The sequence below is a fragment of the Acidobacteriota bacterium genome (genome assembly GCA_016716905.1).
In the GTDB taxonomy this organism is placed as follows: Bacteria; Acidobacteriota; Vicinamibacteria; order Vicinamibacterales; family SCN-69-37; genus SYFT01.
Genome location: JADJUS010000004.1, coordinates 394,350 through 409,657 on the forward strand (window position 1 = coordinate 394,350; position 15,308 = coordinate 409,657).

At 65.9% G+C, this 15,308-nt stretch carries 8 protein-coding genes; 4 read left to right on the top strand and 4 right to left on the bottom strand.

The features are described 5' to 3' along the window. Window positions 1-24 precede the first annotated feature (24 nt). The 4 genes from IPL75_05695 to IPL75_05710 are packed head-to-tail and all read left to right on the top strand — an operon-like array spanning window position 25 to window position 10,447. Window positions 25-4,221 carry a translocation/assembly module TamB domain-containing protein gene (locus IPL75_05695; protein MBK9239749.1) on the top strand — a complete coding sequence of 1,399 codons (4,197 nt, stop codon included), beginning with the start codon at window positions 25-27 and terminating at the stop codon, window positions 4,219-4,221. A 2-nt stretch (window positions 4,222-4,223) separates the two neighbouring features. Continuing rightward, a complete protein-coding gene (locus IPL75_05700) occupies window positions 4,224-7,190 on the top strand; it encodes a BamA/TamA family outer membrane protein (protein MBK9239750.1) in 2,967 nt (988 codons plus the stop codon). Window position 7,191: 1 nt separating this feature from the next. Next, on the top strand, window positions 7,192-9,531 hold the full coding sequence (locus IPL75_05705; protein ID MBK9239751.1) for a DUF2723 domain-containing protein: 2,340 nt from the start codon (window positions 7,192-7,194) through the stop codon (window positions 9,529-9,531). 13 nt (window positions 9,532-9,544) lie between these two features. Beyond that, entirely contained in the window at window positions 9,545-10,447 is a 903-nt protein-coding gene (locus IPL75_05710; protein MBK9239752.1) for a glycosyltransferase, read from the top strand. Window positions 10,448-10,467: 20 nt separating this feature from the next. Here IPL75_05710 and IPL75_05715 read toward each other — a convergent pair whose 3' ends face one another. The 4 genes from IPL75_05715 to IPL75_05730 are packed head-to-tail and all read right to left on the bottom strand — an operon-like array spanning window position 10,468 to window position 15,308. Then, the gene (locus IPL75_05715) at window positions 10,468-11,595 is read right to left on the bottom strand and encodes a glycosyltransferase family 4 protein (GenBank protein MBK9239753.1); all 1,128 of its coding nucleotides are present in this window, start codon (window positions 11,593-11,595) and stop codon (window positions 10,468-10,470) included. A 7-nt stretch (window positions 11,596-11,602) separates the two neighbouring features. Next, entirely contained in the window at window positions 11,603-12,874 is a 1,272-nt protein-coding gene (locus tag IPL75_05720) for a glycosyltransferase family 4 protein (GenBank protein MBK9239754.1), read from the bottom strand. Then, window positions 12,871-14,148, bottom strand: a complete 1,278-nt coding sequence (locus IPL75_05725) for a glycosyltransferase family 4 protein (GenBank protein MBK9239755.1) — start codon at window positions 14,146-14,148, stop codon at window positions 12,871-12,873. The genes IPL75_05720 and IPL75_05725 overlap by 4 nt, the downstream gene beginning before the upstream one ends. Beyond that, window positions 14,145-15,308, bottom strand: a complete 1,164-nt coding sequence (locus IPL75_05730; protein MBK9239756.1) for a glycosyltransferase family 4 protein — start codon at window positions 15,306-15,308, stop codon at window positions 14,145-14,147. Before IPL75_05730 ends, IPL75_05725 begins: the two co-directional genes overlap by 4 nt.

Below are 15,308 nucleotides of genomic sequence, written 5' to 3' on the forward strand. Positions count from 1 at the left end.
GCCTGCCTCGGGTAAGCTGAAGGGGTGACCGACCGAGAGCCGCAGATGGCTGGCGAACCGGCCCCCCCGCGGCGGCGATGGCGGGCCCTACGGTGGTCGCGGCGCACGTTACTCGTCCTCGCGGCCGTCGGCGCCGCCCTGCTGGTGTCCCTCTACACCATCGACCTCGGTCCATACCTCAAGTCCCGCGCCGAGCAGGCGGCTTCAGCGTACATGGAACGCCCCGTGCGAATCGGGCGGTTGAGCGCCTCGCTCAGGCCCGGTCTGTTCATCGTGGAAGACGTCGTCATTGAAGGCCTCACGCCGGACGCGGCACCCTTCCTGAAGGCCGAACGTATTGCGCTGCGCGTGCCGCTGCAGACACTCATTCGCCGGCAGTTGATCATCGAGGCCGAGATGGATCGCTGGGCCATGACGATCGAGATGTTTGCGGGCAACCGGAACAACATTCCCAGGCTCCGGCCGCGCTCAACCGAGCCAGGACGATTCCAGACCAACATCAATTACATCTGGGCACGCGGCGGCTGGTTCCGCCTCATCGACCATGCCCAGCCTCTCGATTTCACCGCTGAACAGGTGGCGGTGAATTTCACCTACGCAGCCAATCTCGACAAACACGTGGCCACAGTCGCGTTCCGCGGCGGCGTCACGAACATTCTCAGCTACGAGCCGATGCGGCTCGACTCGATGTCTGCACGACTGAGTTTTGACAAGGGCAACCTGCTCACCGTGCAGGGGCTTGATTTGGTCACTGACGGAACACGGTCGCACATGACTGGCGTCATCAACCTGAACACGTGGCCCGAGCTGTACTTCGACATCGCAACCGCGTTTGACGTGGCGCCGCTCAAGGAGATTTTCTTTTTCGGCCAGAACTTCACGGCCACCGGCCGCGGCGAATACAAAGGGCGGTTCCAGAAGTTTCAGAACGGCAAGTACGATGTGACCGGCGGGTTCAAGGTGCCGGGATTTAATGTGAGTGGCCTGGATTTCCCCCAACTATCGGGCCATGTCGTCTGGATGCAGAACCGTCTCGAGGTCATCGGCGCCGAGAGCCCCTTCTACGGCGGGAAATTGCGCTTGTCCTATGTGCTCGACTCGCATGGCGGCGCGCGTGGTTCCATCGCGGATCTGTCGGCCACATACAAACAGGTTGACATGACGGAGTTCGGGCGCGTCATGAACTGGCAGGGCATCGAGCTCGCCAGCCGCGCAGACGGCTGGCAGACGATGCGGTGGCCGAGCGGCAGGTTTGATCAGATGTCGGGCGATGGAGAAATTCGCGCGCAGACGGCCGATGGTCGCGCGATCGCCGCGGCACAGTTGCCGTTGGCGATCGTGTACGCGCCGAAGGAACAGCCGTTCCTCAAGGACCGTCCGCTTGGTCCCGTCCCGGTGGGAGGCCGTGTGGCCTACAGCCTCACGCCCGATCGCATCGAACTGCGCGAAGGGTGGCTCGCCACGCCGGAAACGCATCTGTCGTTCACGGGCGCCACGGGGTGGAACGACAACGCGAATATCCCGTTCCGCGTGGTGAGCACAGACTGGCAGGCCAGCGACCGGCTCCTGGCCGCCGTGCTGACGACGTTCGGCTCGGCGACGAGCGCGATCGAAATCGGTGGGCGTGGCACGTTTGACGGCACCCTCACGAAGTGGTTCAGCCGTCCCCTGATAGTCGGCAAGTTCGAGGGCGAAGGGCTGCGCGCGTGGGATGTGCTCTGGGGTCGCGGCCGCGCGGATGTATCCATTGAAAACAGTTACATCAATGTGAGCAACAGCGTGTTCGGCGACGACGTGGCGCGACTGGTGGCCAATGGCAAGTATTCGTTTGGGTTTCCGCGCGCCGACGGCGGCGAAGAGATAGACGCGCGCATCACCGCAGAGCGCTGGCCATTGGTGGACTGGCGGCATTTTTTCGAGCTTGAGGATTGGCCCGTTGAGGGCACGTTGTTTGCCGACGTGCGAATTTACGGGCGGTATCTGGGGCCGGAAGGGTATGGCTCGTTGCGCGTGGTGCCGGGCACCGCCTGGGAAGAGACGTTCGAGTCCTTCACCAGCCGCTTGACGTTTGAACCCGAGGGGCTGCGGGTGGAAGGCGCCGAGATGACCAAGAGCACGGGATTCGTGCGCGGTGCGGCGTACATCGGCTGGCCTCCGACCAAGGATGGATGGGGCACGTACAGCTTCACGTTCGACGGCGAGAAGATCCCTGTAGAGTCGCTCGTCAGCTTCACGGTGCCCAATGCCAACCTGACCGGCGTGCTCAACTTCACCATGCAGGGCAGCGGGAGCCAGGAACACCCGAGATACGAGTGGGACGGGACAATCGCCGACTTGTTCTGGGGCGATGAAGGCATCGGCCAGGCGACCGCCCACATGGTGATCGAAGAGGAGATGGTCCGGATCGATCGCCTGGACGTGGCGTCGGACCGCCTCTCGGTCTCGGGGTCCGGCCAGGTGGCGATGAACGATGTCTACGACGGCGATCTCTCGTTGCGCTTCAATGAGACGTCGGTCGATCCGTTCCTCAGGTTTCTGGCCCCGCAGCTTTCACCGTATACCCAGGCCGTGGTCAGCGGCGCCGTCCGCTTTCGCGGTGAACTGGCAAACGTGTCAAAGCTCGGCGTGGACGTGACGATCGAAAAGGCGGACTTGAAACTGTTTGACTACACGCTGTCGAACCCGATTGGTGCGAATGGCGTCCGCGTGCCGCTTCGCATGTCGTTTGCCGAGGATGTGCTGAGGATTTGCGGCGTGGTGCCGGCGTCCCCGTCCGGGCCCTGCGCCGGATCGACGGGCGCGTTCACGCTGTCAGGCGAAGGCACCAGCCTCACGCTCGGTGGTGTGGTGAATCGGGCGGCGTCCACGCTGGACGTGTCGGTGAATGGCGCGAGCAACCTGGCCGTCCTGCAGGGCGTGGTTCAGGACCTGCGGAGCTCTGGCGACGCCACGATCGCGGCGCGCATCACCGGCACCTTCGAGGCTCCGGTCTACGGCGGCAGTGCGACGGTGGCGAATGGGCGGCTCAGGCATTTCTCCTTCCCGCACAGCCTGGACAACATTCATGGTGCCGTGCGATTTGACGCCGCCGGCATCCGCCTTGATGGGCTTCGCGCCCGCATGGGCACGGGCGCGAGGAATGGTGGCGGTGAGATCGCGTTTGGCGGCACGATCGGGCTCGATGGATTCATGCCGAGCGCGTTGAGCGTCACGGCGCGGGGCGACGGCCTGGACCTGCGCTTTCCCGAAGGCTTCCGCTCAATCGTGGATGCCGACCTCTCGCTGACGGGGTCGCTTGAAGCCGCATCCCTTGCCGGCAGAATTACCCTTCGCCAGGTCCGTTATACGCGGCGGCTGCAGAGCAACGCCGGGTTGCTGGGGTTCGCCAATGTCGGGGGCGACGAAGTGCTGACGGTGGGTACCGCGGTCCCGACAGAATTGCCGCTGAGTTTTGACCTCGAACTGGTGGGCCAGCGCCTGCTCGTGATCGAGGACAGCGACGCCACCGTGGTGGTGTCTCCGGATTTGAGACTCACCGGTACACTCGATCGCCCGGTGTTGTCGGGCCGTGTTGATATCGATCGTGGCGAGACGGAGTTCCTCGGCAACCGCTACACGGTGGGCGGCTACGTGGAGTTTTCGAATCCCGATCGGATCGAGCCCTTCTTCGACATCGAGGCGCGGACCCAGATCCGGCAACCCTCGCAGGAATACCGGCTCGACCTGACGTTTTCGGGAACACTGGACAAGTTCACCTACAACCTGAGTTCCGATCCGCCGTTGTCGCAAACCGACGCGTTGTACCTGATCCTCGGCCAGAACCCCAACCTGCAGCGCGCCGAACTGCGCGCCATTGAATCGCCGCAGGAAGTGCAGAACCGCCTGATGTCCTCCATGCTGGCGCAACTGGTGGCGAGTCCGATCTCCACGCAGGTGGGCCGCGTGGTGGAGAGCACCGGCCTGGTCGATACCTTCACCGTCACGCCATTGCTGGGGCAGGATGCCACCTTGCAGCAGCTCAATCCCGGTGCGCGTGTGACCGTCGGGCAGCGCATCTCGCGCAAGGTCTACCTCACGTATTCGCGGTCGCTGGACAATGCCAGCCTCGACTACGAGATTCTTCTGCTGGAGTACGCCCAGAACGACCAGATGTCGTGGGTCTTGTCGCGTAACCAGGACGGCACGTTCGCGCTCGACTTCCGTGTGAGGTACCGGTTCTGACCATGCGAAGCCGCGCGTTCTTCGCCCTGTTCGTCGTGCTGCTGCTTCTCGGCCCGATGAGGGCGGCTGCGGTCGCCGAACAGGCGCCGCCGGCCGCGTCGCAGGTGCAGAACCTGCCGGACCTCAGCCAGTGGATCGGGCGCACCGTGACGCTCGTGCACGTGGAAATTGAGGGCCAGCCCGTGGCGCAAGCGAGCCTGTTCGCGTTGCTTGAAGTGCGCCGCGGCGCGCCGTTGACCGAGGAGGCCGTGCGCGAGAGCCTGGAGCACCTGCGCAATCTGGACCGGTATGAAACGGTTACGGTGACACCTCAGGCCGATGGTGAGGGCGTCGTCGTGTTGTTTGCGTTGACGCCACGGCATCTCATCGACCGTCTCGAGTTTCGGGGAACGCTTGGTCTCGACGGACGTTCACTGGAACGAGCGGTGTTGGAGCAGACCGGGGGGCGGTTGGTCGCGGTCAAGAACGAGGCGGCCGCCGACGCGGTCCGACGGCTCCTCGCCGACGAGGGCTTCTACCGTCCGGTTGTCGAGACCACGGTGGAGCCCAGGCACGATGTGCACGCGGCCACGCTCGTGCTCACCGTGGACGCGGGTCCGAGGCAACGCATCGGGAAGATCACGGTTGGTGGCGATTCGCCGCTGTCCACTGAGGAAGTGCTTGATGCGCTGAATGTGTCCGCGCGGGCACCCTATCGGCGTCGCGCGATTGAGGATGGCCTGCGGGCGATCGCCGAGCGCCTGCGGACCCGCCGGTTCTACGAGGCATCCGCCAACCACTTTCCCACGGGTGACGGCGAGGTGGTGGACCTGACCATCTCGGTCGACTCCGGGCCCGTCTTTGACATTGTCGTGACCGGCGATCCGCTTCCTGATGGCGGCGTGGATCAGTGGATTCCCATTCGCCGCGAAAACTCGGCCGACGAGGACCTGCTGGAAGACTCGGCCTTCCGGATTCGCTCGGCCCTCCAGCGTGAAGGGTACTGGCGGGCGCGTGTGGAGGCCCGGCGGGCCGAACAGCCAGGCGGCGATCGCATGGTGATCACCGTGGACGTGAGCAGGGGCCGCCTCTATCGCCTGCGCGATGTGACGATCGGCGGCAACACATTCATCACCACCACCGACGCGCGTGCGTTGCTGGCGCTTCCGCTCGGCGAACCATTCAGGGCGGACGCGGTCGCCGGCCGCGTGCAGGCCCTGGATTCCGCGTATGCCGCCGCCGGATATGCGGTGAAGTTTGAGGTGGCCCACGAGGAGGTGCCGTCCACGCGAGCCGATCAGGATGGCGAAGTGGTGGTGCACCTCACGATCCTCGAGGGGCTGGCCCGAACCGTCGGCGACATCGTCATTGTCGGCGCCAGCCAGTTTGAAGAGTCCGAGTTGCGCAAGGCGATTGCGTCGAGGACGGGTGAGCCGCTTCGAGACGTGCAGATGAGGGCCGACCGCAACAACGTTGAAGCGCTCTACCGCAACGCGGGGTTCCAGTCGGCGACGGTCACCGTTGTGCTCAGCGGGGGGCCGCGTTACACCGCGACCTTCACCATCAACGAGGGCCGTCAGACCATCGTGGACCACGTCATCGTCGCGGGGAACTCGCGCGTCAGCACCGCAACGATTCTGGCCCAGGTCACGCTCAAACCGGGGCAGCCACTGGGGCAGGCCGCCCGAGCTGAGAGCCAGCGGCGTTTGAACGACCTGGCCATTTTCCGGCGCGTCAGCATCACCCAGGGGCCCGATACCGCCGGTGATGGCCGGGTGGACGTGATTGTGCACGTGGAAGAGTCAGCGGCCACGACGATCGGGTACGGCGGAGGCATCGAATTCGGTCGCACGCCCCGCACGGTCGAGGGGGGCGTTGAAGACCGTTTCGAGTTCGCGCCCCGGGGGTTCTTTGAGGTCGGCCGGCGCAACCTCTTTGGTGGCAACCGATCGATCAACCTGTTTTCACGCGTCAGCCTGCGTCCCAGAAACGAACCCGACGATCCCGCGCGTGATGGCAAGGGGTTTGCGCTGAGTGAGTACCGCGTGACCGGCAGCTACCGTGCGTCACGCGTCTTCCGGAGCAACACGGACATCGTGGTGAGCGCCACGGCTGAACGTGCCATCCGTACCTCGTTCACCTTTGTGCGGCGAGCCGCAAACGCCGAGGCGTTGAGGCGACTCTCCACCAAGCTCAGCATCTTCGGCCGTTATGCGCTGGATTCGACGCGGCTCTTCGACACCCGCATCTCCGAAGAGGATCAGCCCCTGATCGACCGGCTGTTTCCGCAAATTCGCCTGTCGTCCATCTCGAGCGGTGTCGTGTGGGACAATCGCGACGATTTCCTGGACCCGACCAGCGGGGGATGGCTCAGCGCCGACGCCGAAGTTGCCTCGCGGTCGTTGGGATCCCAGGTCGGCTTTGTGAAAGCGTTTCTCCAGGCCACCGGATTCCGGCGAATCACGCGCGCGAATCGTGTGGTACTCGCGGGGCGCATTCAGGTGGGCGTGGCGCGCGGCTTTGAACGGCAGGTGACCCGGCTCGACGGCAACGGTGTGCCGATTCTCGGACCCGACGGGGAGCCGCTGACCGACACAGTGGCCGACCTCCCTGCAGGGCGACGGTTTTTTGCGGGTGGCAGCACCAGTGTGCGCGGTTTCCAGCAGGACCGGCTCGGTGTGTCGGGCATTCTGAATGCGACCGGCCTCTCGAACGGCGGCAATGGCCTGGTGGTGTTGAACGGTGAGGTGCGAACGCAGGTGCTCACAAGTGTGTCGCTGGTGGGATTCATCGACGGAGGCAACGTGTTCGCCCGGGCCAGTGACATCCGGCCCGGCGATTTTCGCGGGGCGGCCGGGCTTGGCATCCGCTATCGATCGCCGCTGGGACCGTTGCGCCTGGATTTTGGTTTCAAGCTCGACCGCCGGGTGTTCAACCTCAAGCGCGAACGCGGGTGGGAGTTTCACCTGAGCATTGGTGAGGCCTTCTAGTTTGTCGTCGACGCGCCGTCTCCGGTGGATCGATCGCGCCCTTGCGTTGGGCGTGGCGCTCCTCATCTTTCAGGTGTACTTCGTCACGATCTACCCGGGCCTGTTCGGCATGGGAGACGCCGCGAAGTTTTCGTTCGTCGGGAAGGTCCTCGGCACGCCGCACGCGCCGGGCTATCCGATGTACGTCTGGGTCTCCCACCTGTTTTCGTACGTCCCCTGGGGTACCCTCGCGTTCCGGATGAATGTGCTGTCGGCCCTGCTGGGGGCACTGGCGGTGTTCTTCCTGTACTTCGCCGCGCGCGCTGTGGGCACCCGTCCTGCGGTGGCCGCGTCGGCCGCGCTCGCCTGCGGTCTTGGCCGCGCCTTCTGGGCGAAGTCGCAATACGCCAAGGGGTATACCCTCACCGCCGCGCTCGTCTGCGCGGGCCTGGTGTTGTTGTTGCGCTGGAGCCAGACCGGCCGCCGGTCCTTGTTCTATTGGGCCATCGCCGTCTTCACCTTCAGCATCGGCAATCACCTGATCATCGTTTCGATTTTGCCGGCGCTTGTGCTGCACGCGTTGATGACCAACGCGCGCCTGGCCCTGGCCCCACGCACGATCCTGCTGACTGTGGGACTGCTGGCGGTGGGGTTCTCGCAGTACTCGTTGATTCTGATTCGGACGTGGCAGCAGGCGCCGTATCTTGAAGCCAGAGCCACCACGTTCACTGAACTGGTGGAGGTGGTGACCGCGCGCCGGTACGCGAACGAAATCGGCGCGTTCGCCGCAGCCGATGTCGTCCGTACCCGCGTGCCCGTGGTGGCAGGTCTGGTGGCACGCGAGCTGACGTGGCCTGGTTTGGCGCTGGTGCTCGTGGGTGCCGTGGTCCTGCTGCGCCGGCGTGCCCGTGACGCCGTGTTGTGCGTCGGCGGTGCGGTCGGCGTGATGGCCCTGACCGTGAACATGAGCTCGAACGAAGACGAGGGGTTCATGTTGTCCGCGTTCCTCTTGTTGTGGCTCCTCGCGGCGTTTGGCCTTGAGGCGATCTGGTCGTGGCGCGGCCGGCTTGGCGCCATCGCGGCTCTCATCGTCAGCATTGGCCTGCCCGCGTCGCAGGTGGCCGGTAACTACGTCGCCAACGATCACCACCGGCGCACGTTCGAGACACGGTACTTCAACGCGCTGTTCGAGCGGTTGCCCGACAAGAGCGCCATCGTGATGGACAAGTACCCCACCAACATGATGCTGAACTACAAGCTGTTTGGTGAAGGCGCGGCAGCCGGGCGCGACATCGTGATGGTGCCGTCCGTGCCCGAGCAAGTCGTGGCGTTCCAGAAGCGTGGCTACAAAGTGTTCCTGTTCGATCAGGCCCGCGTGGAGTTGGCACAGTTTGACTACCGTGTGGAGCCTGTCCAGCTGAGCGCCGAGCCCTTCCCCGAGTACCTGCCGCAGGTTCGTGAGGGGTTCACTGTCGTGGTGGCCGCCACGCCTGTGGCGGCGGCTGGACTGATGTCGCACCCACAAGGCTGGGCGCACATTGGCGTCAGCCCCGATCGTGTGTTTCGCAAAGTGGGCACGCCGTATGGAGTCATTGGCGTGGCCGGTGCGCGCGGGACCGCCCTTGAGGCGCCTGAAGGGAACGAGGTCAATGTGTCGCTTGCGAGCGGCGCCGCTGTTGGCACAACCAACGCTCTGGCTCCGGCCGAGATTCGCGTTCAGGCCGACAGCCAGAGCGCAGCAATCTGGATCGGTGGGAAGGAGCAAGGACGCACCAGCGACGGCGCCGTGGTGGCCGTGGTCAGTCCCAGCGGGAGCGTGTTGGAGACGTTCGTCCTTCGTCCGGCCGACGAATTCCGGGTGCCATTCGACATGCGGCTTTTTCCGTTCTTCGAATTGACGTCAGCCGGCACATGTCTGAACCTCGGCAATCAGGGTTGGCGCGACATCTCGACGCTTCCGGTAGACGGCCGGGTGACGTTGCGCATCGACAACTATCGGGCGTTTGAGTCGCGAGCCACGTTTTATGTGGTTGGTGATCGGCCGGCGGCGCCCACGCTGTTCGACGCGCGTGGCACGGGAGAGCTGAAGGTCAGTGCCCAGTCCTTTCGCACCGGAGACGCGGCGGAGCGGCGCGCGATGGCCCGGGTCATGGCAGACGACAACCAGGTGCTGCCGCTGGATGCGCCGGCGGGAAGTGTTGTGTCTCGTGTGGAAGTGGCCGTGAACGACAACGGCGACTACAAGGCCGCGCTGCTTGATCTCGGTCTGCACCCCACGCGCACGCTGGTCCGGGTCACGGTTGATCTGAATAATCCCCGGCGGGCCACCGTGTGCGGCGCGGCACCAGGAATCTCACGATAGGACCGTCTTAGCGATGCCTGTGCCGCTTTCCATCGTCGTTTCGAGCCGGACGCCGTGGCCGCACATCCAGCCCACGTTGGCGGCGATCGTGCGCGAAGCGCGGACGGTGGGCGCCGAAATCATCGTTGCGGATGGATGCGGCCGTGCGCTCCCGGAACCCCTCGTGTCGCCGTACGACGAGGTCGTCTGGCTGAAGGTCCCGGGCGCCGGCGCCTTCGGTTTGCGGGCTGCGGCTGTCGCGCGCGCACGCGCGCCCGTCGTCGCCATCACTGAAGATCACACCATCGTCCGGCCGGGATGGTGCCGGCGGATCCTGCAGGTGCATGCGGAACACCCGTCAGCCGTCGCCGTCGGCGGGGCCGTGGAGAATGCCTCGACGGAGCACCTTCGGGACTGGGCGGGGTTCTTCATTGCCAACTCGCCCTTTCTGCTTCCGCTCCAGAACGGCGAGACCGAGCGGATTTCCCTGCAGGCCAACATTTCGTACAAGCGGCGCGTGCTCGAGCGTGCCGGCTCCGGCGACCTCGGCCTGATGGAGATGCTCCTCAACCGCGAATTACGAGAGCAGAACCAGACGCTCGTCGCCGACGATCGGATCGTCGTGGATCACGTGCAGGGACTCAGCCTCGGGACGTTCTGTGTGCTGCACTTCCACAACGGCCGCTCAATCGCCGGGTATCGACTGCCGCGTATGAGCGCATTCGAACGGATCGTCCGCCTGGGCGGGTGCGCCATCCTGCCGCCCGTCATGCTGGCGCGCACGCTGGGGACCGTGATGCAGAAACGCCGCCTCGTGGGCCTCGCGTTTGCGTGTGTCCCGCTCATGACGCTGATGCTCTGCTGCCACGCCGCAGGTGAGTGTGTGGGCTACATCACAGGACCGGGGGAGAGTCCCAGGTACAAGCACATCGGATAACCGGCCCAGCATTACGCCGCTCACCCGAGCGCGTCGTAGCAACTGATTGTCTGCCGCGCGGTCTCGTTCCATCGAAACCGCGCCGCGCAGGCGAGCCCCTGTGCGATCCGCATCGCGCGATGATTCTCGTCATGCAGCGAACGGTGTAACGCGGCTGCCAGGGCCTCGACATCCGTCGGATCGACGAGATCGGCGGCGCCCTCGAGGTTTTCTCCGAGCGACGAGGAGCGGGACGAGATCGTGGGGATGCCGCACGCCATCGCTTCGAGCGGCGGGAACCCGAATCCCTCCTCGAGTGATGGATAGACGAACAGCCGCGCACCGGCGATGAGCGACGGAAGATCGCTCTGCGTGACGTACCCGGTGAGGTGCACGCGTTCGGCCAGATCCGGCGCCGCCACGAGGCGGACCAACTCCTCGTAGTCCCACCCAAGCCGGCCGGCGAGGACAAGGTGTTCGGCGATGGCCCCGGTCTTCAGCAGGCGCCGGTAGCTTTCGACGAGGCGGACGAGGTTCTTGCGTGGCTCGATGGTGCCGACGAAGAGGATGTAGGAAGAGGGCAGCGGGAAATCGGGGATCCGTTGGCGCGCACCGTTCCGCGATGGGGGTTGGAACTCATCGCCGATCCCCGGGCTCACCACCCGCAGACGGTCGGCGGACGTGCCTGGCACGAGGTCGAGGATCTGCTGGCGTGTGAAAAGCGAGGGCACGGTGATGAGATCCGCGCGGCGAATGCTCGCCAGCAGCGCGCGCTTATACGGCGTGCTTCGTCGGAGCGGGATATGGCATTGCGGGTGTGTGAAGAAACTCAGGTCGTACACGGTAAGGACGTGACGCTGCCGTCCACGGTAGAGCGGCATGAGGAACGCAGGCGAATGGACGACGTCCACTCCGCGAAGTGTGGCGGCGGCTGGAAGCGCCACCTGCTGGAAGAGCAGCCGGGCCGGGCGGGACCGGAAGCACGCGGGCCTGACGCTGAAATTCGCTGGCAGGCGGCCGTCGAACAGTTGCCGGTCCTCGTAGTTGACGAAGATCGTGTAACGGCGTACCTGGTCCACCTTGCCGAGGTGTGTCACCAGGTGAATGAGGTAGTTGTCGACGCCGGTTGGGTTCGGCAGCAGCGACGTGAGATCGATCGCGACATGCACCGCACGATTATCGCCCATCCGGTTGGAGGGCGCTCCGCGCGCTGAGCGCGGCGTACGCGGTCAGATACGACTCGACAAGCACCGTCCACGAAAATTCTTCTTCGACAATCCGGCGGCTGGCTGCTCCCATTGCCTGGAGTGAGCCACGAGCCGCAGCGGCTTCCTCAATCGCGCGCGTCAGGCCGTCCACCGAATCCACATCCACCAGCCAGCCATTCACGCCGGGCCGTACCTTGTCCGGCAAGCCGCCCGCTCGAGTCGCGATGATCGCGCGCCGATGCGCCATGGCTTCGAGCGTGACCAATGAACTGCCTTCGTACCGGCTCGGATGGACGAAGACGGTGGCGGCTTCATACCACGCGTGCAAATCGGCATCAGACACGCGACCCGCGAACAGCACGTGCGGTCCGAGCCCTTCGGCCTCGACCACCGCCTGAATCGCGGCTCGATAGGGGCCTGCGCCCGCCAGCACCCAGCGCCAACCGAGGCCGGCCAGCGGCCCGCCCGGTCGCGCGGCCCGGCCCAGGGCCTGCGCCAACAGATCAAAACCCTTGTTGTGTTCCAGACGGCCGACGCTGAGCAGCACCGTGTCGTCTGCGGCAATGCCGTGGCGTTGACGCAGCAACTGGCCCTCAGCGGGTCCGGCCAACGCGCCCATGTCGACCAGATCGATGCCATTCGGGATGGTGATCAACTGGCCCGTCTTCGGGCGAAGGTGGCGTTCAGCAAACGGCACGATCGATCGATCCGTGGCGATGATGGCCGCCGCGCGCCGCGTGGTGGCGCGCACCGCCGCACGCAGCGGTGCGTAGCCCCACCGCTTCAGGCCGGGTGGCGCCGCAGACGACGCGCCGAATTCTTCCATCCCTTGCGGGTTGACCACCAGCGGCGGATCCGTTTGGCGACGGCACAGCGCGTAGCCCAGACCACTGGCGCCGAACGCGTGAACGATGTCAGCGCCTTCCGTTCGCGCAAGCTCGAGCGCGACACGACCGGCCCGCCATCCAAACAGCGGATACGCCGTGCTGCGGTCGAGAATGGTCGTACCTCGCCGATTCGCCAGGGGAAACGTTGAATACGGCACATGGCGAAGCGTGATGTGCGGCGACGCAAACGGGTCGCCCGTTCCACTGCGCCGCACGCTTGTGGGTGGCGGGGTGATGAGCGTGACCTGTACCTGCCGCGCGGCAAGGTGCCGCACCAAATCGTGGACGGACCGCTCAAGGCCCCCCTCGCCATGCAGTGGCCGCACCGCGCGCGCGATCACCACCACCCTCAATGGCGCGCTCCTGGCCCCTGTGGCCGCGCCTCGATGACCGAGGCGTACAGGGCCTCCACACGTTCGCCGACGCGCGAGGCCTCAAAGTGGGCCCGTGCGTGGGCCGCTGCGCCGGCGCTCAGGCGCGCCCGCAGCACCGGATCGCCGGCCAGCCGCGCCAGGTCGCGCGCGAAGCCCTCAGCGGTTGCCGCCAGCAGGCCTGTCTCTTCGTGCCTCACGATGTCGCTGGTGCCGCCAGTGTCCATGGCGGCGATCGGAAGTCCCAGCGCCGACGCCTCGATGAGGACACGGCTCAATGACTCTGGTCCGTAGGAGGGGAACGCGAGCATCGTTGCCGCACGCATGGCGGCCAGCACTTCGTGGCGATCGCGCCAGCCGAGCCATCGCACCTGGCGGCCCGAGCGCCGCGCCTGCGCCTCAAGCTCCGTGCGCATCGGGCCGTCGCCAATGACCACCAGCGGCCAGTCGATCCGCGCGGCATCAAGTGCCGGGAGCAGGAACTGCACGCCCTTGTTGACCGCGAGTTTCCCGGCGTACAGCACATGGGGGTCAGCCACAGGCGGCGCGACTGGAGCCAGCTCTGACATATCCACGGGATTGTGGATGATCTCAAGGCGCGTGCCCGCGAGTTCGGGTGCGCGTTCGTGCAGGTCACGCGCGATCGCGGTGCTTACGGCCACCACCGCGTCCGCCCGCGCGAGTTCACGGCGTTTGGTGGCGAGATTGCGACGCATGTAGGGAATCAGCGACCATGCGCCCTTCCCGAGCGCGCCGGCACGCGGCGGGATACACGCGCGCATGCCGCCGACGGTGCACGCCGGACACAGCGCGGCAGCTGAGGGGCTCACGATGAGGTCTGACCAGTAACAGACGGGCCAGTAGTCGCGCACGGTGGCCACCACCGGCACGCCGGTACGACGCCCCGCCCGCACCGCCGGCACCGTCGTCATCACGTGCTGCGCGTGGATGATGTCGGCGGGTTCGGCCGCCAGTCGCGTGACCAGGTACCGGCCCAGCGCCGCCCAGAGGCGTTCGTTCTTGAGGACGTTTCGCAGCACCGGCACGTTGGGAACGTGGACGCGGAATTCGGTGACAGGCACACCTTCGTACTCCGTGCGGTGGAGGCCGTTGACCGTGCCGGGTTTGGCATGCACCACCTGCACGGCATGGCCGCGATTGCGGAGCTGCCGTGCCAGTTCGAAGGTGCTCCATCCCGAGCCGCCCGCGCCAGGGGGAAAGGAATCGGTCACGAGCAGGACGCGTCGGGGTGTCATGTCCTGGTCCCCGAGCGAGCGGCGACAAGCGCGCGGAGCCGCGTGTCCAGCAGCGCGCAATGCGCCCGCCAGCTGTATTGCGCGACGGCACGAACCCGAGCGGCGCCACCCAGCCGCTCTCGCAGTTCTGTATCCGTGAGTCGGACCAGCGCGTCATCAAGCGTCCGAGGGTCAGCTGGGTCATACAACAGCCCCTCGTCGCCGTCGCTGACCAGGGCGGCGATGCGCGAAAGGCGCGGTGCCACCACCGGGAGTCCCGCAGACATGTACTCGAAGATCTTGAGCGGAGACCAGTAGAACCCCAGCGCGAGAGGTTTGTGTTTGCCTGGGTCAAACGGTGCCACGCCGATGTCGGCAGCGGCCAGGCACTGTGGCAACTGGTCGTGCGGCACAGCGCCGGTGAATGTCACGCCAGGAACGTCGCGCGTCAGCTGTTCAGCGGCCGCCCGTTCAGGGCCATCACCAATGAACACCGCGCCAAGACGATCTTCGCCCTGACGATGCAGGCGGGCGAGGGAGGCCGCCATCTGCGCGACGCCGTGCCACGATCGAAACGCGCCGGCGAAGACGCACAACACACGCGCCGGGTCGCGCGTGAACGGAAGCGGGCCCGTCACATCCGGACGGAAGGAGTCCACGTCCGCGCCCCACTCGGCCTCCAGCACCTTGGCGCGATCGAGCCACGACGGGAGGATCTGCGCGTTGGGCGTAACCAGCAACGCGGCCTGCCGGCACAACGCATCGCGCCATCGACGCATGGGCTCCACGAGCAACGCGCGATCGAGGCGTGATTTTGTCGAACCCGGGTAGTCGATCACCGGGGCGTTCACTTCGAGCACCGAGGGCACGCCCAGTTGCCGCGCGGCGGCCACGCCTTCGCCGCCGAAGTTGTAGTAGCGCTCCATCACGACATCGGCGCCAACCTGCCGGGCCAGATCGGCCACGGCCCCCGCGCGCATCCACCGCAGCTCCGGTCGCCCGAGTGGTGGCCGCATCGCATGCCAATGCACCGATCCAGCGGGCCAGGGCCCACCCTGTGCCACCGCCACATGCACCTCGTGTCCCAGCGCGGCCAGGCCTTCGGCCACCGCCCGCACGTGCACCGACCCGCCCAGCGTGCCCGGGACCTGCTGATCGAGCGCGGCGTAGAGGATGCGCAT

Coding starts and splice junctions, on each gene's coding strand:
- IPL75_05725 (MBK9239755.1), bottom strand. CDS start 14,148: ATGACACCCCGACGCGTCCTGCTCGTGACCGATTCCTTTCCCCCTGGC.
- IPL75_05730 (MBK9239756.1), bottom strand. CDS start 15,308: ATGCGCATCCTCTACGCCGCGCTCGATCAGCAGGTCCCGGGCACGCTG.
- IPL75_05700 (MBK9239750.1), top strand. CDS start 4,224: ATGCGAAGCCGCGCGTTCTTCGCCCTGTTCGTCGTGCTGCTGCTTCTC.
- IPL75_05710 (MBK9239752.1), top strand. CDS start 9,545: ATGCCTGTGCCGCTTTCCATCGTCGTTTCGAGCCGGACGCCGTGGCCG.